Source organism: Kineococcus endophyticus, assembly GCF_040796495.1.
Taxonomy (GTDB): Bacteria; Actinomycetota; Actinomycetes; order Actinomycetales; family Kineococcaceae; genus Kineococcus; species Kineococcus endophyticus.
In genome coordinates this window covers 342,938-365,104 of record NZ_JBFNQN010000004.1, presented here as the reverse complement: position 1 = coordinate 365,104, position 22,167 = coordinate 342,938, and the positions used below count along the sequence as shown (strand labels likewise).

Annotated in this window: 22 protein-coding genes, 1 tRNA gene and 1 pseudogene; 12 read left to right on the top strand and 12 right to left on the bottom strand. The window is 72.2% G+C overall.

Features of this window, described 5'->3' with window-relative positions; all coding sequences use genetic code 11:
- Positions 1 to 87: 87 nt before the first annotated feature.
- Both AB1207_RS07785 and AB1207_RS07780 read right to left on the bottom strand, forming a co-directional pair.
- The gene (locus AB1207_RS07785; RefSeq protein WP_367637404.1) at positions 88 to 390 is read right to left on the bottom strand and encodes a hypothetical protein; all 303 of its coding nucleotides are present in this window, start codon (positions 388 to 390) and stop codon (positions 88 to 90) included.
- Positions 391 to 458: 68 nt separating this feature from the next.
- Complete coding sequence (locus AB1207_RS07780) at positions 459 to 2,480, bottom strand: hypothetical protein (RefSeq protein WP_367637403.1); 2,022 nt, start codon at positions 2,478 to 2,480, stop codon at positions 459 to 461.
- A gap of 187 nt (positions 2,481 to 2,667) precedes the next feature.
- Here AB1207_RS07780 and AB1207_RS24485 point away from each other — a divergent pair.
- Positions 2,668 to 3,473 (top strand): annotated as a pseudogene (locus AB1207_RS24485) (transposase family protein).
- A gap of 153 nt (positions 3,474 to 3,626) precedes the next feature.
- Here AB1207_RS24485 and AB1207_RS07765 read toward each other — a convergent pair.
- Positions 3,627 to 3,703 (bottom strand) — tRNA-Pro (locus AB1207_RS07765).
- A 76-nt stretch (positions 3,704 to 3,779) separates the two neighbouring features.
- On the bottom strand, positions 3,780 to 4,706 hold the full coding sequence (locus AB1207_RS07760; protein WP_367637400.1) for a metallophosphoesterase: 927 nt from the start codon (positions 4,704 to 4,706) through the stop codon (positions 3,780 to 3,782).
- A gap of 58 nt (positions 4,707 to 4,764) precedes the next feature.
- Between AB1207_RS07760 and AB1207_RS07755 the strand changes: the two genes are divergently transcribed.
- Positions 4,765 to 5,232, top strand: coding sequence for a GatB/YqeY domain-containing protein (locus tag AB1207_RS07755; RefSeq protein WP_367637398.1), 468 nt, complete (start codon positions 4,765 to 4,767; stop codon positions 5,230 to 5,232).
- A gap of 3 nt (positions 5,233 to 5,235) precedes the next feature.
- On the opposite strand, the gene AB1207_RS07750 is transcribed toward AB1207_RS07755, so the two are convergent.
- Both AB1207_RS07750 and AB1207_RS07745 read right to left on the bottom strand, forming a co-directional pair.
- Positions 5,236 to 5,922: a GOLPH3/VPS74 family protein gene (locus tag AB1207_RS07750; protein ID WP_367637396.1), complete on the bottom strand. Its 687-nt coding sequence runs from the start codon at positions 5,920 to 5,922 to the stop codon at positions 5,236 to 5,238.
- Positions 5,923 to 6,122: 200 nt separating this feature from the next.
- Positions 6,123 to 8,585 (bottom strand): penicillin-binding protein, encoded by a 2,463-nt coding sequence (locus AB1207_RS07745; protein ID WP_367637394.1) that lies wholly within the window; start codon positions 8,583 to 8,585, stop codon positions 6,123 to 6,125.
- 308 nt (positions 8,586 to 8,893) lie between these two features.
- On the opposite strand from AB1207_RS07745, the gene AB1207_RS07740 reads away from it, so the two are divergent.
- Genes AB1207_RS07740 through AB1207_RS07725 form a run of 4 tightly spaced genes read left to right on the top strand, consistent with a single transcriptional unit; the run spans position 8,894 to position 10,701 of the window.
- Positions 8,894 to 9,253, top strand: a complete 360-nt coding sequence (locus tag AB1207_RS07740; RefSeq protein WP_367637392.1) for a WhiB family transcriptional regulator — start codon at positions 8,894 to 8,896, stop codon at positions 9,251 to 9,253.
- Between the two features lie 59 nt (positions 9,254 to 9,312).
- Complete coding sequence (sp36, locus tag AB1207_RS07735; protein WP_146149365.1) at positions 9,313 to 9,468, top strand: Sp36 family protein; 156 nt, start codon at positions 9,313 to 9,315, stop codon at positions 9,466 to 9,468.
- An 11-nt stretch (positions 9,469 to 9,479) separates the two neighbouring features.
- Positions 9,480 to 9,941, top strand: coding sequence for a RidA family protein (locus AB1207_RS07730; RefSeq protein ID WP_367637390.1), 462 nt, complete (start codon positions 9,480 to 9,482; stop codon positions 9,939 to 9,941).
- A gap of 4 nt (positions 9,942 to 9,945) precedes the next feature.
- Complete coding sequence (locus AB1207_RS07725) at positions 9,946 to 10,701, top strand: MBL fold metallo-hydrolase (protein ID WP_367637389.1); 756 nt, start codon at positions 9,946 to 9,948, stop codon at positions 10,699 to 10,701.
- 5 nt (positions 10,702 to 10,706) lie between these two features.
- Here AB1207_RS07725 and AB1207_RS07720 read toward each other — a convergent pair whose 3' ends face one another.
- Positions 10,707 to 11,354: a Crp/Fnr family transcriptional regulator gene (locus tag AB1207_RS07720; RefSeq protein ID WP_367637423.1), complete on the bottom strand. Its 648-nt coding sequence runs from the start codon at positions 11,352 to 11,354 to the stop codon at positions 10,707 to 10,709.
- 200 nt (positions 11,355 to 11,554) lie between these two features.
- Positions 11,555 to 12,109, bottom strand: a complete 555-nt coding sequence (locus AB1207_RS07715; RefSeq protein WP_367637388.1) for a hypothetical protein — start codon at positions 12,107 to 12,109, stop codon at positions 11,555 to 11,557.
- A gap of 124 nt (positions 12,110 to 12,233) precedes the next feature.
- Here AB1207_RS07715 and nth point away from each other — a divergent pair, with 124 nt between their 5' ends.
- Genes nth through AB1207_RS07700 form a run of 3 tightly spaced genes read left to right on the top strand, consistent with a single transcriptional unit; the run spans position 12,234 to position 14,796 of the window.
- On the top strand, positions 12,234 to 12,941 hold the full coding sequence (nth, locus tag AB1207_RS07710; protein WP_367637386.1) for an endonuclease III: 708 nt from the start codon (positions 12,234 to 12,236) through the stop codon (positions 12,939 to 12,941).
- The gene (locus AB1207_RS07705; protein ID WP_367637385.1) at positions 12,938 to 13,597 is read left to right on the top strand and encodes an NUDIX hydrolase; all 660 of its coding nucleotides are present in this window, start codon (positions 12,938 to 12,940) and stop codon (positions 13,595 to 13,597) included. The genes nth and AB1207_RS07705 overlap by 4 nt, the downstream gene beginning before the upstream one ends.
- Positions 13,594 to 14,796: a MarP family serine protease gene (locus tag AB1207_RS07700; protein ID WP_367637384.1), complete on the top strand. Its 1,203-nt coding sequence runs from the start codon at positions 13,594 to 13,596 to the stop codon at positions 14,794 to 14,796. Before AB1207_RS07705 ends, AB1207_RS07700 begins: the two co-directional genes overlap by 4 nt.
- Positions 14,797 to 14,953: 157 nt before the next feature.
- Here AB1207_RS07700 and AB1207_RS07695 read toward each other — a convergent pair whose 3' ends face one another.
- From AB1207_RS07695 to acs, 4 genes are all read right to left on the bottom strand, one after another.
- Positions 14,954 to 15,808, bottom strand: a complete 855-nt coding sequence (locus AB1207_RS07695; protein WP_367637383.1) for an alpha/beta fold hydrolase — start codon at positions 15,806 to 15,808, stop codon at positions 14,954 to 14,956.
- A 99-nt stretch (positions 15,809 to 15,907) separates the two neighbouring features.
- Positions 15,908 to 16,378, bottom strand: a complete 471-nt coding sequence (locus tag AB1207_RS07690; protein ID WP_367637382.1) for a phage holin family protein — start codon at positions 16,376 to 16,378, stop codon at positions 15,908 to 15,910.
- A 268-nt stretch (positions 16,379 to 16,646) separates the two neighbouring features.
- The gene (locus AB1207_RS07685; RefSeq protein WP_367637380.1) at positions 16,647 to 17,648 is read right to left on the bottom strand and encodes an endonuclease/exonuclease/phosphatase family protein; all 1,002 of its coding nucleotides are present in this window, start codon (positions 17,646 to 17,648) and stop codon (positions 16,647 to 16,649) included.
- A gap of 83 nt (positions 17,649 to 17,731) precedes the next feature.
- A complete protein-coding gene (gene acs / locus AB1207_RS07680; protein ID WP_367637379.1) occupies positions 17,732 to 19,684 on the bottom strand; it encodes an acetate--CoA ligase in 1,953 nt (650 codons plus the stop codon).
- Positions 19,685 to 19,873: 189 nt separating this feature from the next.
- On the opposite strand from acs, the gene AB1207_RS07675 reads away from it, so the two are divergent.
- The 3 genes from AB1207_RS07675 to AB1207_RS07665 all read left to right on the top strand — a co-directional run bounded on the left by AB1207_RS07675 (position 19,874) and on the right by AB1207_RS07665 (position 22,090).
- The gene (locus AB1207_RS07675) at positions 19,874 to 20,707 is read left to right on the top strand and encodes a DUF4394 domain-containing protein (protein ID WP_367637378.1); all 834 of its coding nucleotides are present in this window, start codon (positions 19,874 to 19,876) and stop codon (positions 20,705 to 20,707) included.
- A gap of 88 nt (positions 20,708 to 20,795) precedes the next feature.
- A complete protein-coding gene (locus tag AB1207_RS07670) occupies positions 20,796 to 21,380 on the top strand; it encodes a sigma-70 family RNA polymerase sigma factor (protein WP_367637377.1) in 585 nt (194 codons plus the stop codon).
- Entirely contained in the window at positions 21,377 to 22,090 is a 714-nt protein-coding gene (locus tag AB1207_RS07665) for an anti-sigma factor family protein (protein ID WP_367637375.1), read from the top strand. The genes AB1207_RS07670 and AB1207_RS07665 overlap by 4 nt, the downstream gene beginning before the upstream one ends.
- Positions 22,091 to 22,167 lie beyond the last annotated feature (77 nt).

Below are 22,167 nucleotides of genomic sequence, written 5' to 3'. Positions count from 1 at the left end.
GGTGCGGGCGTTAGCGTGGGCCACGAGGACCTCCGGGTGGATGTGGACCTTCGACAAGTCACACCCCACTCGGAGGTCCTCCCTCGTTCAAGCCGACGCGCTGTCACCAACGTCCTGGCCGGGTACATCTAGGATCGACATAACAGCCGCGGAGGTTATCTTGACTGCGAAAAGCATCTTCGCCTCTCGCGCTTCGACGACTGGAGCAAGCCTAACTTCAACCACATTTCGGGAGTCTCCTTCTCTGCTTCGGATCTCGGCGAAGCTTTCCCAAAGTTGTCCGGCGTTGTGCGGGGCCGCAACAGGTTCACCCGTCTTGCGCAGCGACAGGTGCTCGTCCTCGGGCACAAGGTATGCCGTTGTCCCGGCAGTCGTGATCTCCACAGCCACTTGATCATCGTTGACCTGCTCAATGAGTCTTTGTCAGTGGCGGCCAGACGCTACTGACAAAGACTCACCTAGTTTTCGAGCCTCGGCCTTTCGTGGACAGCGACAAACCGCGAAAGTTTGCCAGACGTTAGGGCATTCCAGAAATCCTGGCCAAATCCTTTGCTAGTCCAAAGACCCCAGGTGCCTTCAGGGCTTCGATGGAGAACGATCGGCCGGCAGTTAGGCGAACTATCGTTCTCCTCGCGCGCCAACGTGTCCGACGAGACACCGTGTCTAAGGGCCCACCCCCCGGGGCCCACGCCTCCGTCAATGTCTATTCCGTTGCGAATGGCGCCGTCGAGCTCGTCCAGCCGCCAGTTCACGAGACGGTAAAGGAAAGGTAGGTGCCCTGACACTTGTTTTTCTTGTAGCTTACGCAGAATGCTGTACAGCGTTGAGGCCACAGCGACCGGGGATCCCTCATTGAGACGACGCCGCGCTTCGGAGGCGTGGGGTTCAAGACTAATGCCCCCAACGGTAGTGTTTCTCGCCACCAGGTATCTTTCCAACGGCCAGTCCCCAGAAAAGACAAATTCTCTATCCGTAACAGCCCCGGTGTCGCCGCCATTTAGTAGAACCAGCCAACGCCCGAGGAAGTCAACCTCATCAACGAAGCGAAGTGAGTATGCTTCGGCGCCCAAACGATCTAACCAGTAGATTGCCCGAAAGACCTCTGGAACTACATCATTCACTAGTCGTAGATGATCAAGAGTTGTGATCACTCTAGGAATAGTGTCGCGACTGAGTCCACCACCGACGGAAAATTCCGTGTGTGTTTCAATCCCAACACTGATCGGCACATGGAAATTTTGACCACTAGCAAGCTGCTTACGTAGAGGTTTTGACCTCTTCCTATCGATCAGATGAATTCCGTCTTTAAGGTGCTTCTTCAGTCGGATGTGCTGCGCCAATGCATCGGTACGCACGGTGTTTATTCGCTCCGTTCCTCCCCCACGGGAGGCGGCCTTCGCCTGAAAATCGAAGACGAAGCCATCGGTCAAGGCCAAAGCATCAATCTCTCCTTCATGGCTTCGCGTTTGCCCGGCGTCGCGGTGCCAGGCGACCCCTGCACGCACAAACGCATGTTTACCGGCTAACTTCTTCGCCGCCTCCAAGACGGCCTTTTCATGCCAAGCGGAAGAGGCGTCCGGTCCTGCGAGATCAAGACTGCCCGCCAGTAAGGAAAAGGATATGCCCGGACCTTGTAGAGGAAACAACCGGTCACCTGCGTGATAGATTTCAATGCGAGGCCGCGCCGCCGCTTGAGCGCTTGCCACCAGATGGATCGCCGTGGAATCCCGGGGAGCGTCGCACCAGCGAAATGTCAAAGGCACGTCGAAAAGCAGTTGGCAGTATGCTTCAACCTTATCTATCTCCGCGGCATCCCCGCACTGTTTAAGGGCCTGCAGGAAGAATGGCTTAGAGGACTGTTCCAGTTGCCCGCCCTGCAGAAGGCTAAGAGCGCACTCTTTGGCCATGGGGAACCCTGACAGCAATAGGTGAATGTCGCGAATTCTGTCCTGCTCGAAGTGATCATTCCATCGGTGCATCCAGGTCACCGCCCGCAAGCCCTGCTCGGCTCCACGTCCCGTGAGGTACTGGCGCGTGTGATGAGTCAAGGCCGACTCGTGGGCCAAGCGCCCCAAGACCCACAACGCCAACGCGTCCGCCGCTCCTACCTCCTCCACATCGCCTACTGGCTGTTCCCCCAATGCATGGGCCACAACCTCAGCGACGCGTGGACCAATTTCGGGATCGCAGCCTTTATCGAGCCCTAGTGCGATAGCTAGGCGTGACCGCTCAGCGGCTTCGGCCGTTCGCCGTAGCAAGTTGTCTTGAGCGGAAGGCGCATAAAGTTGTTGAGCCATCGCACGGAGAACGTCTCGTGCTCGACCGACAAACTCTCCGGGAAAAATTCTTGGGTCAGGCCTTAGAGCAGCCGCAGCTATTGACGTGATCTCTTCGAGCGGTGCTTTTGGGAACGCATGTTCTTTGAGCAGAAGGGCAGCAGCATCTACAGTTCGACTATGTCCATACTCCATGTAACTCATCATGCACACTATGTGACCATGTTGTGGGACTTTTCAGGATGTCGGTGGCTGGTCGTGGACTGAGGCTCTGCCAGAGGCAACATGATCAGCGCCGGGAGGGGCGGCGCCGGAGGCGTGGGGCACGTAGGGCCTGGGCGGTCACGATGGCGGCGACCAGGCTCAGCCGACGCACCGGTCAAAACGCCTCGTGCTCGTCTACCGTGCCCGCCTCGAGGTCTCCCATGACCTCGCTCAGGCGATCGCCCGCCTGCTCCCCGCCCAGCGCCTGGCGGTCGGGACCTGCGAGGCCAGCGAGGATTGGGATGCTTCGCGCAGGTGGTCGTCCTGTTGCGGTTCATGCGCCAGCGCGCTGCGGTGGCCAACCTCGCCCGAGATGACAACGTCTCGCTTAGTACCGCCCACTGCTAAGTCCATGACGCACTCGACGTGCTCGCCGCCCAGGCGCCGGCGCTGCCCGACGTCGTAGTCGCAGCCGTGGCTCGGGGCGAGGAGCATCTGTTGCTCGATGGCACGCTGATCGACACCGACTGCATCCGCGACCCCGGGAGCCCGCGTGACCGCTGGTACTCCGGAAAGCACCGTCAGCACGGCGGTCTGGTCTAAGTCCTCATCGATGTTGAAAGGCGGCCGATGTGGGTCTCGCCCGTGGAGCCGGGCTGCACCCATGACCTGACCGCGGCCCGCTTACACGCTCTGCCGGCGTTGTACGTCGCTGCTCGTGAAGGTGTCCCCACCTTGGCCGACAAGGCGTACACCGGCGCTGGGGCCGGTACCCGAGTGCCCGTTCGCCGTCCCATGGCTGGGCAGGTTCTTGACTCCAGCACCCGGGGCTGGAACTCCTACGTCAGCGCCGAACGGGCCTTGGTCGAGCACGGCATCGCCCACCCAAGGACCCGCTGGCGGGCTCTGCACCGGGTCAACCTGTGCCCGTGGCGCATCGGCGCTATCGTCGCTACGGCCCTGGTCCTGAGCCGACTGGAGAACCGGTACTGACAAAGGCCCAATGAGTGCACTCAGCCGCGCTCGGGCTTAAGCAGCGGTGATGGCCATGACCCCTCCAAGGGGATAGTTACTCAGTCAGTCACTCACAACGTCAGAGGCCCGGCCGCGTTCTTGCGGTTCCGGGCCTCTGACCTGCGGTCTTGCTGGTCGGGGTGACAGGATTTGAACCTGCGGCCTCTTCGTCCCGAACGAAGCGCGCTACCAAGCTGCGCCACACCCCGATGGCCGCGTGAACGACCTCGACAAGAGTAGCCCACGCGGGACGGTGCTCCGAACCAGTACCCACCCGTCCGGAGGTCAGCGCACCGGCACGAGCTCCAGCAGCGTCGCCTCGGGACGGCACGCGAACCGGACCGGGGCGTAGGGGGACGTCCCCAAGCCGGCGGAGACGTGCAGCCACGCGTCGTGGCCGGCGGCCGACCACCGGGACAGTCCGGACACCTGCTTCCGCGGGATGTCGCAGTTGGTCACGAGCGCCCCGAAGCCCGGCACGCAGAGCTGCCCGCCGTGCGTGTGGCCGGCGAGGATCAACCCCGCCTCGTCGGCCGTCATGGCGTCGAGGGTGCGGCGGTAGGGGGCGTGGGTGACGCCGATGGTGAGGTCCGCGTCGGCGGCGGCTCCGCCCGCGACGTCGTGGTACCGGTCGTAGCGCAGGTGCGGGTCGTCGACACCGACGAACTCCAGGTCCAGCCCGGCCACGGTCAGCCGCGTCCGCACGTTGTCGAGGTCGACCCAGCCGGCGTCGGTGAAGCCGCGGACGAGGTCGTCCGTGGGCAGCCGCGGGATCTCCTCGGGCATGGGGATCCTCGAGGGGCCCTTGAGGTAGCGGGCCCAGTTGCGCGGCCGCGGCGCCCAGTAGTCGTTGGAGCCCAGGACGAACACCCCGGGCCTGCGCAGCAGCCCCGCGTACGTCTCCAGCACCGCGGGAACGGCGTCGAGGGAGGCGAGGTTGTCACCGGTGCTGACGACGAGGTCCGGCTCGAGGTCGGCCAGGGCCGCGACCCACTCGCGCTTGCGGTGCTGGCGCGGCACGAGGTGCAGGTCGGACAGGTGCAGGACCCGCAGCGGCCGGGCGCCGACGGGCAGCACCGGGACGACGGCGTGGCGCAGGGCGAAGGCCCGCACCTCGTACCCGGCCGCGTACCCGAGGCCGGCCCCCGTGGCGAGGGCGGCGAGGCCGACGGTTCCGGCGGTGGCCTTGAGGACTCCGGCAGCGCTGGGCATCCGGTCATCCTCCCGCGCGGCCGGGAAACGGCTCGACGGGGGTGGGAGGATCGCCCTCATGAGCGACACCCTCAAGGACACCCTGCAGACCGACCTGACCACCGCCATGAAGGCTCGCGACGAGCTGCGGTCGGCCACCCTGCGCATGGTGCTCACCGCCGTCCGCGGCGAGGAGGTCGCCGGGAAGTCGGCGCGCACGCTGTCCGACGAGGAGGTCGTCACCGTCCTGCAGCGCGAGGCCAAGAAGCGGCGCGAGGCGGCGGAGGCCTACGACGGCGCCGGCCGGGTCGAGCAGGCCGAGCGCGAGCGCGGCGAGCTGGGCGTCATCGAGACCTACCTGCCGACCCCGCTGACCGACGAGGAGCTCACCGAGCTCGTCGACGAGGCCGTCCTCGTCGCCACGGGCGAGGGCCTGACGGGCATGGGCGCCATGGGTGCGGTCATGTCGCAGCTCAAGCCGAAGGTCGCCGGTCGCGCCGACGGCAAGCGGCTGTCCGGTGCGGTGAAGGCCCGCCTCCAGGCCTGACCCCTAGCTCGACGCGGCCCCCGCCGTGGCCGCCGAGGTGCTGGCGACGATCGCGGCGGTGACGGCGGCCTGCGCGGACCGGACGGCCGCCGCGACGGCGCTGCCGGCCCACTGACCGTCGTCGAGGGTCTTGGCGACGGACGCCACGCGGGCGTCGAGCTCCTTGCGGGACCAGCCGTGCCCCGGAGCGACCTTGCCCACGGCCCCCACGGAGTGGACGAGGGACACCAGGGCCGCCGTCCGCGCGGTGACGGGCCGCGTGCCCTGCAGCGCGGCGGCGACGGCCGCGACGAGCGGCTCCCGCACCGCCGGGTCGGGGTGCTCCCTCGAGAACCGCAGGAACCCGCCCGGTTCGTGCCGGACGGCGCCGCGGGCGGCGAGCCTCTCGCGCACGAGCTGCCCGGTCCGCCCGCCGGAGATCCGCGTGACCGCGGTGCTCGCCGCCGTGCGCCGGGTCCCGAGGCGCGCCAGGGCGTGGTCGAGGACGGCGTCGCCCGTCGGGGACGGGTCGTGCACCTGCACCCTGTCGCCGCCCCACCGGGCCGGCTCGGCGACGAGCCGCTCGCGCAGGGCCAGGTCGAGCAGCACGGCTCCCCCCAGCACGGCGCGGGCTCGGGTGCCGTCCACCAGCGACCGCCCGCTGGACGGGTCGAGCAGCACGAGCGTCAGGTCGTCCACCAGAGCGTCCACGGCAACCTCCTCGATCGGGAGGTCTCAGGCTGGCAGCGGCGCCAGTGGGCGGCGACCGCCGAAGGTCGTGACCGCGTCCGTCGTCCGTCGCAGCGCGCCGCACGTCCACCCCGGAACGGAACGGGCCGGTGGCGGACCGCGCGGTGCGGGTCCACCACCGGCCCGGTCGGGTCAGCGGGGAGCTGAGGTCGGCGCCGAGGTCACTGCCCCGTCGGCGCCTGCGGCAGGGACGGCAGCGACGGCAGGTCCGTCGGCAGCTGGATGCCGGGGGCCTCCGAGGTCTGCGTCGGTGCCGGCTGCGTGGGGCTCGGCGCCGGCGGGGCACCCGAGCTGCGGGTGATCGTGATCGTCGCGCCGGCCGCGGCGGACCGGGCGCTCTGCGAGGCGACCAGACCCGCGGCGACGCTCGTCGACTGGACCCGTCCACTGGCCACCGAGACCTGGAAGCCGGCGGCCTGCAGGGCCGAGGTGGCGGAGGACACGCTGCGACCCACGACGTTCGGGACGCGGATCTTGCCGTCCACGGTGGTGGTCTTCAGGCCGTCGTTCGTGCCGTCGGTGAACGTCTCCTTGGGCGCGTTGAGCGCCTCGAGCGACGGTCCCACGGCGTTGGCCCAGATGGGGCCGGGGATCGTCGCCCCGAACACCCGACCCACGCGCTTGCCGTTGATGCGGGCGCCGTTCAGGGACTTCACGCCCTGGTGGTGCCCGACCCAGACGGCCCCGGCCATCTGCGGGGTGTAGGCGGCGAACCAGACGTTCTGGCTGTCGTTCGTCGTCCCCGTCTTGGACGCGACCTGGCGGCCGTCCATGACGCCCTTGCCGACGCCCTTCGCCGTCCCGCTCGTCCAGCCGAGCCGGAGCGCCTCGGTGACGTTGCGGGCGACGTTGACGTCGAGGACCTGCTTGCAGTCCGCCGACGGGACCTGCAGCGGCTTGCCGTTGGTGTCGAGCACCTCGATGATCGCCGTCGGCTTGCAGAAGTTGCCGTCGGCGGCGAAGGCCGCGTACGCCCCGGCGACCTCGAGCGGGTACACGAGGTTGGTCCCCAGCGTCATCGACGGGTTCTGGTCGAGGTCGAGGTTCTTCTCGCCCGTCAGGAAGTTCTTGGTGGGGGCGGCCTTGTAGACACCCAGCGACTGCGCGGTCGCCGTGATGTCGCAGATGTCGAGCTGCTTCTCCATCGACATGAAGGCGGTGTTCACGGAGTTCGCGGTGGCCTGCCGGACGGTCATGGCGCCGCCGTTCCCGCCACCCTCGGAGTTGCTGTACTGGTAGCGACCGCCGCGCAGCTTCTGCCCGCAGGCCTTGAAGGCGCTGAACGGGTCGTTGCCCGAGCTGGGGGCGGAGACGCTGGAGTCCAAGGACTTCCCGGACTTCAGCCACGTCGCGAGGGTGAAGGGCTTGAAGGTCGAACCCTGCTGGAACCCCGCCGTGCCCCCCATCGACTGACCGACGTTGTAGTTCAGCGTCGTGACGCCGATCTGGTCCTCGTCCGGGGAGTACGTCGTGTCCTGCGCCATCGCGAGGATCTGCCCGGTGCCGGGCTGGACGAAGGACGCAGCGGACCGCACGTCCTGACCGGGGTTCACCCCGTCGTTGACGGCCTTCTGCGTGATGTTCTGGATGACCGGGTTCAGCGTCGTCTTGATCGTCAGACCACCGCGGCGCAGGAGGTTGCGCCGGTCCTCGGGCGTCGCGCCGAAGGCGGGGTCGCTCTCGATGACGTGGACGACGTAGTCGCAGAAGTAGGCCGCCGTCCCGGCAGCCAGGCAGCCCTGCCGGCTGGGGTTGGGGTTCAGGCCCACCGGCGCCGCGACGGCCGCGTCGTGCGTCGCCTGGTCGATCTTCCCGAGCTCGAGCATGCGGTTCAGCACGATGTTGCGCCGCTTCACCGAGGCGTCCGGGTACTTCACCGGGTTGTACGCCGCCGGGTTCTGCACCATGCCGGCCAGCAGCGCCGCCTGCGGCAGCGTCAGGTTCGCCGCGGAGGTGGAGAAGTAGTACTGCGCCGCGGCCTCGACGCCGTAGACGTTGTTCTGGAAGTAGGAGACGTTGAGGTAGCCGGTGAGGATGTCGTCCTTCGACATCTCCTTCTCGACCCCGATGGCGAGCTTCATCTCGCGCAGCTTGCGGGCGTAGCCGTCGACCCCGTCGGCCTCGACGGCGGCCGCTGCAGCCTGGGAGTCACCCTGCTGGACGGCCTGCTGCACGAGGACGTTCTTGACGAACTGCTGGGTCAGCGTCGACGCGCCCTGGGTGCTGCCGCCGCCGGCGTTGGAGACCAGGGCGCGGACGATGCCCTTCACGTCCACGGCGCCGTGGCTGTAGAAGCGGTCGTCCTCGATGGAGACGATCGCGTCGCGCATGACGGGGGCGATCTGGTCGAAGGAGATGACCGACCGGTTCTGGTCGTAGACCTTCGCCATGGGTGTGTTGTCCGCGTAGAGGATCGTCGACGCCTCGGACAGCGTCTTGTCCCCCAGGTCGGCCGGGAGCTCGTTGAAGATGTCGACGCCCTCGCTCGTCAGGCTCCCCGTCGCGGCGACGGCGGGGACGACGAGCCCGGCGCTGAGCACGCCGCCGGCGGCGCTGACCGCGGCGAACGCGGCGAGCAGGCGGAAGACCGGGCGCCGGGTGTGCTGCGTGGAGCGAGGGGCCATGCCGTCAGGGTAAGCGGAGCGGGTGGGGGCTCGGGAGCGTCCACACGTCCTCCGCACGGTGTGCGCAGGATCGTGACCGGGCCGCGACCCGCGCTCCGTTGCGCCACCCGAGGGACGCCGGACTAGCCCGAAGTGACTACGCGAGTTCGTCACAAGAGGCTCTGGGAGGGGCCGTGCGGCCGACCATACGCTGCGGGGGTGCCCACTCGTGGGCACTCACGGAGATTCACAGGGATCGTTCCGAACCGGGGGGAACCGGGGCCGCTGCGGCCTCAGGCCGGCGAGGACGCTGACGGGAGGGGCCGTCGATGGCGTGGACGTTGGAGTGGGCGAGTCGTGGGGCCTGCAAGGCCAGCACGGCGGACGACCTGTTCGTGCAGGGTTCGGCGCAGAACCGCGCGAAGCAGATCTGCGGCGGGTGCCCCGTGCGCACCGAGTGCCTGGCCGACGCGCTGGACAGCCGGATCGAGTTCGGTGTCTGGGGCGGGATGACCGAGCGCGAACGCCGCGCGCTGCTCAAGCGCCGGCCGAACGTGCAGTCCTGGCGCCGCCTGCTGGAGACCGCCCGCGACGCCGCGCTGAGCACCGCGGCGGGCGAGGTCACGGGGTCGGGCACGACATCGCCGGTCCAGGCGACGGAGTCGGCGAAGGTCGTCGCCGCCGTCTGAGGACGGGTCGAGGACGGGACCCCTGGGTCGTGTCGGGGGCGGCCACTACGGTGGCCGCCATGACCACCTGGGAGTACGCCACCGTCCCGCTGATCGTCCACGCGACGAAGCAGATCCTCGACCAGTGGGGCAGTGACGGCTGGGAGCTCGTCCAAGTCGTCACGGGCCCCGACGGCAACGGCCTCGTCGCCTACCTGAAGCGGCCCAAGCAGTGACCGCCCCGTCCGTGAGCGCCTCGCAGCGCTTGGCGGAGCTGGGGCTGACGCTGCCCGAGGTCGCCGCGCCGGTGGCCTCCTACGTGCCGGCCGTCCGCGACGGCGACCTCGTCCTGACGTCCGGGCAGCTCCCCTTCGTCGACGGGCAGCTCGCCGTCACCGGCAAGGTCGGCGCGGACGTCGACGCGGACACGGCCCAGCAGCTGGCGGCGACGTGCGCGCTGAACGCCATCGCAGCGGCCGCGAGCGTCGCCGGCGGCGTCGACGCCATCGAACGCGTCGTCAAGGTCGTCGGCTTCGTCGCCAGCGACCCCTCCTTCACGGGCCAGCCCGGAGTCGTCAACGGCGCCTCGAACCTGCTGCGGGACGTCTTCGGCGACGCCGGTCAGCACGCGCGCAGCGCCGTCGGGGTCGCGGTCCTGCCGCTCGACTCCCCCGTCGAGGTCGAGATCACGGTGCGTGTCCGCTCCTGAGTCCGTGCCGCCCCGGTGGACCGGTGGCCCGGTCACGGACCGGGCCACCTGCGTCCTGGAGGACAACGCCGGCCCGATGACCCTGGACGGCACCAACACCTGGGTGCTGTCGACGCCCGGGTCGGACGAGGCCGTCGTGGTGGACCCGGGCGAGGACGACCCGGCCCACCGGGCCGCGATCGGCACCGTCCTCGCGGGGCGACGGGTGGTGCTCGTCGTCGGCACGCACCGCCACCGCGATCACGTCGGCGGGATGGACGCGTTCCTGGCCGAGCACCCCGCCCCCGTCGTCCGCGAGGCCGGGACGCACGAGGTCGCCGGGCTGCGCCTGCGGGTCCTGGCCACCCCCGGCCACACGTCGGACTCCGTCTGCGTGCTGCTCGACACCGGCGAACTGCTCACGGGCGACACCCTGCTCGGCCGCGGCAGCACGGTCATCGCCACCGGCCACCAGCAGGGCGTCGACCAGGGCGGGGACCTCGGCGACTACCTGCGCTCCCTCGACCTGCTGCTCACCCTGGACGCCGACGTCGTCCTGCCTGGCCACGGGCCCGTGGTGCGGGACCCGCGCGCCGCACTGTCGACGCAGCGGCAGCACCGGCTGGACCGCCTGGACCAGGTGCGCCGGGCTCTCGCCGCCGGCCACCGCGGCGTCGACGACGTCCTCGTCGCCGTCCACGGCCAGCTCGAGGGGACGTTGAAGTGGGCTGCGGCGCAGTCGATCAGGGCCCAGCTGGACTTCCTCGCCCAGCAGCCCTGAACGGGTCAGCGAGCGCGCTTGGCCAGCCGCTCGACGTCGTGCAGGACGACGGCCCGCGCTTCCAGCCGCAGCCAGCCGCGGGAGGCGAAGTCGGCCAGGGCCTTGTTGACCGTCTCCCGCGAGGCGCCGACCAGCTGGGCGAGCTCCTCCTGCGTGAGGTCGTGCGCGACGAGCAGACCGTCCGCGATGGGCCGGCCGAAGCGGCGGGACAGGTCCAGCAGGGCCTTGGCGACGCGGCCGGGCACGTCGGTGAAGACGAGGTCGGCCAGGGCGACGTTCGTCCGCCGCAGGCGCTGGGCCAGGGCCCGCAGCAGGTGGCGGGCGACCTCGGGGCGGCGGGCCAGCCAGCGCAGCATGTCGTCGTGGCCCAGGGCGATGAGCTCGGACTCGGAGACCGCGCGGGCCGAGCTGGTGCGCGGTCCGGGGTCGAAGAGCGACAGCTCGCCGAACATCTCCCCCGGCCCGAGCACGGCGAGGAGGTTCTCCCGGCCGTCGGGCCAGCTGCGGACGAGCTTGATCTTGCCGGTGCGGACGACGTAGACGCGGTCGCCGGCCTCCCCCTCGCCGAACAACTGCTGCCCGCGGTCGAGGTGGACCGACTCCATGGACTCCAGCAGCTCGCCGGCCGCCTCGTCGTCCAGGGCGGCGAACAGGGGCGCCCGGCGGACGACGTCACCGAGCCGGTCGCCGGCACGTTCGAGGGGACGATCGACGTCCGTCCCGCGCTCGACCTCGTGCTCCACGAACGACCTCCCGTGCCGCGTCCTGCAGTCCCGTGACGCGCGTCACCCGGACACGCGCGGAGACAGTCTGCCCCACCGAGCCCGGATGTGACCGACGAGGCCGCCCCCCGTCAGGGGGTCGCAGCCCCGAAGAGCGTCCGGCACCGCTCGGCCAGCACGTCCGTCGCGACGGCCAGCTCGGCCAGCAGCGCGTTCTCGTACTCGGTCAACCTGATCTGCGCGTCCGACAGCTCGCGCAGCTGCTCCGGCAGGCCCCCGCCGCGGATCGGGCGGTCGAGCAGCAGCAGACCGCGCAGCCCCTCGGCCGGGTCCAGCGCGTCCTCCGCCGGCTCGAGGTGGTGCTCCAGGGGCCCGCCGTGCGTGGCGGCCTCGACCGGCACGTGCAGCTCCTCGGGCCCGCAGGCCGTCGCGACGAGCAGGTCGCGGCGGGCGCGGACGAGGCGGTGCCAGTGCTGGACCCGGCGGACCTCCTCCTGCAGCAGCGCGCGGCGGCGGCGCAGAGCGGGCAGCGGCAGCTCGGCCAGCTCCACGCGGACGGTCCGGCGGCAGCTCAGCTCGTCCGCGGCCTCGAGCACGCCCGACAGGACGGGCTCCAGCCGGCCGTCCAGAGCCTCGGGGGAGAGGACGGCGGGCAGGTCGGGGGACTCGGGATCGCGCGGTGCCATGACAGCCGTGTCGTCGCAGGTCGCGGACCTCTTGACGAGTCGTCACCCTCCCGGTGGTGTGCCGTCACCCGTCGGGAGTCCCTGGTGACGGCAGGCGTCGAGCACCGCCCGTAGGCTCGCCACGGTGAGCACGCAGGTGGAGACGCAGCTGGCCCGGACCCGCCGCGCCCGGCGCGTGCACCGGCTGCTGGCCCAGCGCTACCCCGACGCCCACTGCGAGCTCGACTTCACGACCCCGTTCGAGCTGCTCGTCGCGACCGTCCTGTCCGCGCAGTGCACCGACCGGCGCGTCAACCAGGTCACGCCCGCGCTCTTCGCCCGCTTCCCGACGGCGGCGGCGATGGCGGCCGCCGACCGGACCGAGCTGGAGACGCTCGTCCAGCCGACGGGGTTCTTCCGCGCCAAGGCCGACAACCTCCTCAAGCTGTCCGCTCAGCTCGTCGCCGAGCACGACGGGCTCGTCCCGCCGCGCCAGCGCGACCTCGTCCGGCTGGCCGGAGTGGGCCGCAAGACGGCGAACGTCGTGCTGGGCGACGCCTTCGGGGTGCCCGGTCTGACCGTCGACACCCACGTGGGCCGGCTGTCCCGCCGGCTCGGCTTCACCACCCACGAGGACCCGGTCAAGGTGGAGACGGACCTCGCGGCGCTCATCCAGCGCAAGGACTGGACGATGTTCAACCACCGGGTGATCTTCCACGGCCGCCGCACCTGCCACAGCCGGCGACCGGCGTGCGGGGCGTGCCCGGTGCTGCGGTTGTGCCCGTCCGGCGGGATCGGGGAGATGGACCCGGTCAAGGCCGCCGCGCTCGTCAAGCAGCCGGCGCTCGCGTGAGCGCGTCCCTGCCCCCGTGGCTGGCCCCGCTCGCCGCGCGCCTGCCGGACGTCACGGCCGCCGACCTGCAGTGGCGGGAGGATCGCCGCCTCACGGGGACCTCGACACCCGCCGCCGTCCTCGTGCTCCTGGGCGACGGGCCGTCCGGACCCGAGGTCCTGCTCACCGAACGCGCCGGGACGCTGCGTCAGCACTCGGGCCAGGTGGCGTTCCCCGGCGGACGCGCCGACCCCGGCGACGCGGACGCCGCCGCCACCGCGCTGCGCGAGGCCACCGAGGAGACCGGGCTCGTCGTGGCGGGCGTCGACGTGCTCGGCGAGCTGCCGCCCCTGGGGCTGGCGCACTCCGGTCACCGCGTGACCCCCGTCGTGGCGCACTGGCGCGAGCGCGGTCCCGTCGGCGTCGTCGACCCCCTGGAGGTGGCGCGCGTCGAGAGCGTCCCGCTGGCCGAGCTGTTCGCGGCCGAACGACGCCTGCGCGGACCCGGCGGCTACACCGGCCCGGCGTTCGCCGTCCGCGGGCTGCTCGTGTGGGGGTTCACGGCGGAGGTGCTCGTCCGGGTCCTCGACCTCGGAGGGCTGCGGCCTGTTCCCCTCGGGCAGCTGCGCAGCATCACGCTCGACGAGGCGCTGCAGTGGGCGGGGGCGAGCGCGTGACCAGCTCCGACGTCCTCGACCTGGTCCTGCTCCTCCTGCTGCTCGCGCAGGTCGTCGCCGGGTACCGCGAGGGCTTCCTCGTCGGGGTCGCGAGCCTGCTGGGCCTCGTCGGCGGCGCGGCGCTCGGAGTCGTCTTCCTGCCGTCCGTCGTCAGCGGCTGGGAGACCGGGGCCCGGCGGACGCTGGCCGTCGTGCTGGGGACGGTCGCGCTCGCCGTGGTCGGCCGGGTGGTGCTGGGGCTGGTGGCCGCCCGGATCCGGTCTGTCGTGCGGTGGGCGCCCGCGAAGGTGCTCGACGCCCTGCTGGGGGCTGTGGCCTCGGCCGTCGCGACGCTGCTCGTCCTGTGGGTCGTCGCGGGCGCGGCGCGGCAGGCGCCGTTGCCGTCGGTCGTGCAGGCCGTCACGGGGTCGCGCGTGGTCGCGGCCACCGACCGGGTCGTGCCGCCCGCCGCCGACGACCTGCTCACCCGGTTCTGGTCCGCCGCGCAGGCCAGCGGGTTCCCGCGCGTCTTCACCGGCCTGGACCCAGAGCCCATCGCGCCCGTCGAGGCGCCGGACGGGCAGGCGCCGCAGGCCCTCCAGGAGCCGCTCCCGGCCGTCGTCAAGATCACCGGCGTGGCCGAGAGCTGCCAGCGCGGGCTGGAGGGCAGCGGGTTCGTCGCCGCCCGCCTCGGCGAGGACGCCCGGGTGGTGACGAACGCCCACGTCGTCGCGGGTGTCACCGACCCCGTCGTGCAGCCGGGTGGGTCCTCCCGCCGCTACCCGGCGACCGTCGTCGCGTTCGACCCCGGCCGCGACCTCGCGGTCCTCGACGTGCCCGGTCTCGACGTCGCTCCCCTGCCCCGGGCCGACCAGCTGTCCGCCGGCGACGCGGCCGTCGTCGCCGGCTACCCGCTCGACGGCCCCTACCGCGCCGAACCCGCGCGGATCCGGCAGGTGCTCCAGGCCCAGGGCCGCGACATCTTCGACTCGGCCGACGTCCTGCGCGAGGTCTACTCCGTCTACGCGACCGTGCAGCCGGGCAACTCCGGCGGCCCGCTGCTCACCGCGGACGGCCGGGTCGCGGGCGTCGTGTTCGCCAAGTCGCTCGACGACGCGAACACCGGGTACGCCCTGACGCCGCGCGAGCTCGACGCCGTGCTGGCCGCCGCGGGCTCGCGGACCGACGCCGTGGGGATCGGGGGCTGCGCTAGGGAGTGACCGCGGCCCCGCCGTTCGGACCGTTGCGTCGGAGGGCCGGTAGGTCCGGCCCGTCGCGTCGACGGTCCCCGGCACGCCCCGGCTCGCTGTCACGGCGGGCTCGACCTGCGAGCCGGATGCGTCAACGAGCCCACCCCCGGGCGCCGGCGGCGGGGGGTCACCAGCGCGCGAGCCACCCGGCGAGCAAGGAGGCGAGGCGGGCGGGGGCCTCTTCGGGCACGTAGTGGCCGACGCCCGGCACCTCCTCGAGGCGGTGCGGGCCGAGGGCGAAGCGGGCGCCGGCCTCGAGGGTCGCGCGGGAGACGGTGGGGTCGAGGGCGCCGCGCACCTGGAGCACGGGCACGTCGGTGCCGTCGCGCAGGGCGGCGGCGAAGCGGCGGCCGTCGGCGCGGACGGCGGACCGGGCGATCCAGCGGTGGTACTCCAGCGCCGAGTGGGCCACGAAGGGGACGCGGACCGCCTCGCGGTAGCGGGCGACGTCCTCCTCGGCGGGCCAGCCGGGGCCGGACCGCTCGCGCAGGACGCGGGCGACGCCGTCGCCGTGGACGAGGGAGCGCTCGGGCAGCGCGGGCAGCTGCCGGGCCAGGGCCGTGCGGGTGGCCGCGAGACCGGTGCGCTCGCCGAGGCGGTCGCGCAGCACGTGACGGGTCAGGAGGGGGTGGCCGGCGCCGACGGCGACGACGCCGCGGACCTGCTCGGGGTGCAGGGAGGGCAGGGCCCAGGCGGTCCGGCCCCCGATGCCGAGACCCACGACGACGGCGTCGCGTTCCCCGAGGGCCCGCACGACGGCGGCCACGTCGGCCGCCGAGGTCGGGGTGTCGTACCCGCGCGGGGGCTTGTCGGAGGCGCCGTAGCCGCGCAGGTCCATCGCGACGGTCCGGTAGCCGGCCGAGGCGAGGGCGACGAGCTGGGCGCGCCAGGCCCACCAGAACTGCGGGAAGTCGTGCAGGAGCAGGACGAGCGGTCCCTCACCGAGCTCGGCGACGTGGAACCGCGCGCCGTGGGCCGCCACGAGGCGGTGCCGCCACGGACCCTCGACCAGGACGGCCGAGACGTCGGTGGCGGCCGCTCGCGTGGCGGGCCTCTCGCTCAGGACCGGCTCAGCGCCGGCTCAGTGCCCGATGCCGCGGGCGCCGGGACGCCCGGTGATGGTCTTGGAGACGGGCTTGCCGGTCGCCGCAGCCTTGATGGCGGCGATGCTGTCCTTGGACGTGCGGATGGTGCGCTCCGGCGGGCGGACCTGCTTGATGCGCCCGAAGCCGATGCCCGCGGCGATGCCGGCGACGACGAGCATCGCGGCGGCCACGACGAGGAAGCTCAGCCAGACGTCCCAGCCGGCGCCCTCGTGCAGGGCGAAGGCGACGGTGATGCCGAGGAAGACGAAGGCGACGAAGCCGAAGAGCCCGGCGACGGCGAACAGGGCGCCACCGAAGGCGCCGTTCTTCACGTCGGCGGTGATCTCGGCCTTGGCGAGCGCGATCTCGTAGCGGACGAGCTCGGTCATGTCCTTCGTCGCGTCGGCGACGAGCTGACCGATCGTGCGCTCGGGTGCGCCGACACCGCGGTCGTTCAGGGTGGTCATCGAGATCCTCCTAGGCCCGGTCGCGCTACCCGCGCAGGAGACGGGGCGCCGGGGAGAACCCTAGGAGCACCGGTCGGGCCGTGCACCGCCAGGGTGAGCGCGTCGCCGTCGGCGGGGGGACCGACGGCGACGCAGGGGTCGCTCTCGTACAGGGGGACGAGCGACGACCAGGACGACCCTACGGCTCTCAACCTCTTTCCGGCGGCGTTCGCACGAACGGGACGCATCCGCAGACCGGAATCCCCCGTTCGGAGCAACGGACGCGCGCTCAGCCCACCGGCCGCCACCGTGACAGCAACGCCCGGTGGTCGCTGCCGGGGATCGTCTCGACGCGCGAACCCACCGCCCGCCAACGGTTCCCGTCGGCCAGCGCGTGGTCGATCGTGGCGCCGAGCAGGGCTGAGTGGCCGGCCGGCCAGGTGCCGCGCGCGCCCGTGCCGGTCTGCTCCCCCGCGTCGACGCACGACCCGCGCAGGTGCAGTCCGGGGTGGTCCAGGGTCGCGTTGAGGTCGCCCGCGAGCAGCGCCCCGGGCGTCCGCGCGCACCAGTCGGCGACGGCCTGCACCTCGACGGCCCACGGCGCGAGGAGCTCGGGGACGGGTGCCGCGGTGTGCGCCGCGGCCAGCACCGGTCCCTGCCCGGACACCGGCGCCGCGGTGACGACCGCCTTGATCCCGTCGGTCAGCTCCCCGGTCACCCGGTACTCCCCCAGCCGGTCGGCGACGAGCAGCGCCGTCCCGAAGCGGCCGTCGCGGTCGTCGCGGAAGAACACCTGCACGCCGGTGCCCGTGGCCCTCTCGATGCGGGTGGCGACGTCGTCGGCGTACTCCCGCGTCGACTCCGGCAGGGAGACGACGTCGGCCCGACCGTCGACGGCGAGGCGGGCCACGCCCTCGCGGTCGGCGCGGGCGAGGAAGACGTTGGCGGCCAGGACGGTGACGTCCCCGGCGCGGGCGGCGGGCAGCTCACCGGCGGACACCCCGCGGGCGAGCGTCGTCCCGAGGGACCCGGCGGCGGCCAGGGCCAGGGCCGTCGCCGCGGGCAGGGTGCGTCGCCACCGCAGACCGGTGAGCCCCGTGAGGACCGCGAGACCGGCGAGGCCGAGCCCCACGGGCACGCGGAACGGCACCGTCCACACGAAGGGGCGCTCCCCGGCCAGCCCGAACCAGTCCGGTGCACCCACCACGGCCGCCCCGGCGGCCACGACCCCGGTCGCCACGACGGTCCCGGCGAGGGCGGCGGGGCTGCGGCGACGGGGTTCGCGAGGCACCGCTCCACAGTGCCGCACCCCCTGCCCCGACGCGCCGGTCGGAGGAGGGGGTGCGGTGGAGGAGTCGAACCCGTCCTGCGCCGTCAGTCCTGGGGGGTGGCGTTCATCCCCGCCGAGATGGCGTCCATCACCGAGGAGTCGGTGAGCGTCGTGACGTCCCCGGGCGTGCGGTGCTCGGCGACGTCGCGCAGCAGGCGGCGCATGATCTTGCCCGACCGCGTCTTCGGCAGCTCCGCGACGACCATGATCGACTTCGGCTTGGCGATGGGTCCGATCTCCTTCGCCACGTGGTTGCGCAGGTCGGCGACGGTGTCCGGACCCTGCTCGTGGCCCCCGCGCAGGATGACGAAGGCGACGACGGCCTGGCCGGTCGTCTCGTCGGTGGCGCCGACGACCGCGGCCTCGGCGACGTCGGGGTGGGACACGAGCGCCGACTCGATCTCGGCCGTCGACAGCCGGTGCCCGGAGACGTTCATGACGTCGTCGACACGGCCGAGCAGCCAGATGTCGCCGTCGTCGTCGCGCTTGGCGCCGTCGCCGGCGAAGTAGCGGCCGGGGAAGCGCGACCAGTACGTGTCCTTGAACCGCTGCTCGTCACCCCAGATCCCGCGCAGCATCGCCGGCCACGGTTCGGTGAGGACGAGGTAGCCGGTCTGACCGGGGCCGACCGGTTCGCCGGCGTCGTCGACGACCTCGGCCACGATGCCCGGCAGCGGGACCTGCGCCGATCCGGCCTTGAGCGCGGTGACACCGGGCAGCGGGGCGATCATCTGCGCGCCGGTCTCGGTCTGCCACCACGTGTCCGCGATGGGGGTGCGGTCGGAGCCGATGACGCGGCGGTACCAGTTCCACGCCTCGGGGTTGATGTTCTCCCCGACGCTGCCCAGGACGCGCAGCGAGGACAGGTCGTGCTTGGCCGGGTGCTCCTCGCCCCACTTCATGCAGGTGCGGATCGCGGTCGGCGCGGTGTAGAGGACGGTGACACCGTACTTCTCGACGATGGACCACCAGCGGTCCTTGTCGGGGGTGTCCGGGGTGCCCTCGTAGACGACCTGGGTGAGGCCGTTGGCCAGCGGGCCGTAGACGATGTAGCTGTGGCCGGTGACCCAGCCGATGTCGGCGGTGCACCAGTAGACGTCGCGCTCGGGCTTGACGTCGAACACGTTCTTCGTCGTGTACGCGGTCTGGACGAGGTACCCGCCGGAGGTGTGCAGGATGCCCTTGGGTTTGCCCGTCGTGCCGGAGGTGTAGAGCACGAACAGCGGGTTCTCGGCGTCGAACGACTCCGCCTCGTGCTGCGGCGCAGCGCCTTCCAGCGCCTCGTGCCACCACACGTCGCGGCCCTCGACCCAGTCGACCTCCTCGCCGTTGCGGCGGACGACGAGGACGTTCGTGACGCTCGGCGCCCCCTTGGCCAGGGCGGCGTCGACGGCGGGCTTGAGCGTGGTGGGTTTCCCGCGACGGTAGGAGCCGTCGCACGTGATGACGAGCTTGGCCTCGGCGTCGTTGATGCGGGAGTTCAGCGCGTCGGCGGAGAACCCGCCGAACACCACCGAGTGCGCCGCCCCGAGGCGGGCGCAGGCCAGCATCGCGACGATGGACTCGACGAGCATCGGCAGGTAGATCGCCACGCGGTCGCCGGCCTGGACCCCGAGCGCCTGCAACGCGTTCGCAGCCCGCTGGACCTGCTCGTGCAGTTCGGCGTACGTCACGGCGCGGGTGTCGCCGGGTTCGCCCTCGAAGTGCAGCGCGACGCGGTCGCCGTTCCCGGCCTCGACGTGGCGGTCGACGCAGTTCACCGCCACGTTGAGCCTGCCGCCCACGAACCACTTCGCGAACGGCGCCCCCGACCAGTCCAGGACGTCGGTGAAGTCGGTGTCCCACGTGACGTTCTCGCGGGCCTGCTCGGCCCAGAACCCGAGCCGGTCGGCCGCGGCGCGCTCGTAGAGGTCGGCCTGGGCGACGGCCTGCGCGGCGAACTCCGGGCTCGGCGGCACGGTGGCCTGGGTCGTCGACTGGTCCTGCGGCGTGCTCACGGACGTCCTCCTCGACAGCCTGCTCTCGCGGGTACGCGACGAGGTTAGCCGTCGACGGTTGCGGGCGCGTTGCGGGTCGTCCGCGCAGGAATCCGCCGACGCGCTGAACGCCGCCGGTGCGAGCCGCGTACACACCCCCGACCCGGCCCCCGCCGGGTCCGGACCACCCCGACCAGCAGGAGGAACCCCGTGCGACCCCGTACCGCGATCACCGCCGCAGCCGCCGCCATCGCCCTCGTCGGCCTGGGCTCCACCACCGCCTCCGCCACCGCCGGCGGATCGGACCACGGGCGCAGCGACGCTCCCCGCGCCGTCGGCCTCGTCGACGGCACCCGCCTCGTCACGTTCTCCACCGCCACCGCCGGCGCCGTGAAGACGACGGGCACCCTGAAGGGCCTCAGCGGCGACACGAAGCTCGTCGGCATCGACGCCCGGATCCAGGACAAGCAGGTCTACGGCGTCGGCGACCGCGGCGGCGTCTACCGCCTCGACGTCCACGCCGCGCAGGCCAGCAAGGTGCTGCAGCTGACGGTCCCCCTGCAGGGCAACGCGTTCGGCGTCGACTTCAACCCCGTCGCCAACGCCCTGCGCATCGTCTCCGACAACGGCCAGAACCTGCGGCAGTCCTTCGCCCGCACCGACGCCGGGTACCCCGCCACCGTGGCCGACACGTCCCTGACGACGCCGCCCGCGGCCGGCACGACCACGGGCGTCACCGCCGCGGCCTACACGAACAACGACACCGACCCGGCCACGGCGACGACGCTGTTCGTCATCGGCACGAAGGACGACGTCGTCGCGGTGCAGTCCCCGGCGAACTCGGGCACGCTCGCGCCCACCGGGAAGCTCGGCGTCGACGTCTCCGGCAGCGTCGGCTTCGACGTCACCGGAACCACCGGGTACCTCGCGGTCCCCGGGGCGAAGGGCTCGCAGCTGTACCGGGTCTCGCTCCTGACGGGGGCGGCGACGCCGGTCGGGACGATCGAGGCGAAGGTCACCGACCTGGCGCTGCGCCTGTCCTGAGCCGGACGGACGCCGGGTCCGGCGGGCTGAGGGGGTCTGCCGGACCCGGCCCCGGCGGGGCGCAGGTGAGCAGGACGGACGGAGGAGCATGGGACGGCGCCACGGACGGCGCGGCGGCTCGACGCTGCAGGACGAGGCGAGCCGGGCCGACGGACTGCGGGACGAGACCGACGTCGCGCGCGCCTACGCGGCGCACGGGGCGGAGCTGTACCGCTTCGCCCTGCGCGGGCTCGGTGACGCGGCGGCCGCGCAGGACGTCGTGCAGGAGACCTTCCTGCGCGCCTGGCGGGCGGCGGACCGCTACGACCCGTCGCTCGCGAGCCTGCGGGTCTGGCTGTTCGCCATCGCCCGCAACACCCTGCTCGACCACGTGCGGGCGGCGGGAGCGCGACCCTGGCAGGGTGCGCTGGTGGCGGACGTCACCGACGTCACCACCGGGGCCGTCGGCGAGGACCCCGGCGAGGACGTCCTGCGGGGGTGGGTGGTCGAGGAGGCGCTGCGGCGGCTGTCCCCGGAGCACCGGACGGCGGTCGTCGAGACCTACCTGCGCGACCGGCCGCCCGCCGAGGGGGCGGCCGAGCTGGGGGTCCCGGTGGGCACGGTCCGCAGCCGGGTCTTCTACGGGCTGAAGGCGCTGCGGGTGGCGATGGACGAGATGGGGGTGGAGCCGTGAGCGGGGACCAGGGGGAGCACCGGGAGCTGCGCGAGCTGCTGGGCCTGCACGCCCTCGGCCTGACGCCGCCCGCGGACACCGCGCGCGTGCAGGCCCACCTCGACGGGTGCGCGGACTGCCGGGCCGAGCTCGCCGAGCTCGCACCGCTGCGCGCGGACCTGCGCCTCGTCGACCCGGACCGGCTGCCGGGCGAGGCGGCACCGCCCCGGGAGCTGGGCGACCGGGTGCTGGCCGCCGTCCGGCAGGAGTCGGTGCTGCGCGACCGCCGCGAACGGCGCGCGTCCAGGACGCGTCGGCTGCGCGCGGCGCTCGTCCCGGTGGCCGCTGCGGTCGTGGCGGCGGGCGTCGCCACCGGCGTCACCTGGCAGGTCGCGACCCGCGACCCGGCGCCCGCGGTGGCCGTCGAGGAGCTGCCCCTGACCGTCGTCGCCTCGGGCCTCAGGGCCGACGCGCCCGCCGTCGTCGTCCCGCACACGTGGGGCGTGGAGGTGACGTTCGAGGCGTCGGGCTTCGCCGCCGGGCGGACCTACCGCGCCGTCGTGCGCACCGCGGACGGTGCGACGCGACCGGCCGGGGAGTTCCTCGGCGTCGGGGCGGGGGAGCTGACGTGCGACATGCAGGCCGCCGTCCTGCGCGACGACGCGACGGGGTTCGAGGTGCTCGACGACGCGGGCGCGACCGTCCTCACCCTCCCGCTCCCCCGCGCCTGAGCGGGCGCGGACCCCGCGGGGAACGCCTCGTTGCCTCCCCGAGGTCGATCACCGGCCGCGGGGAGGCAACGAGGCCT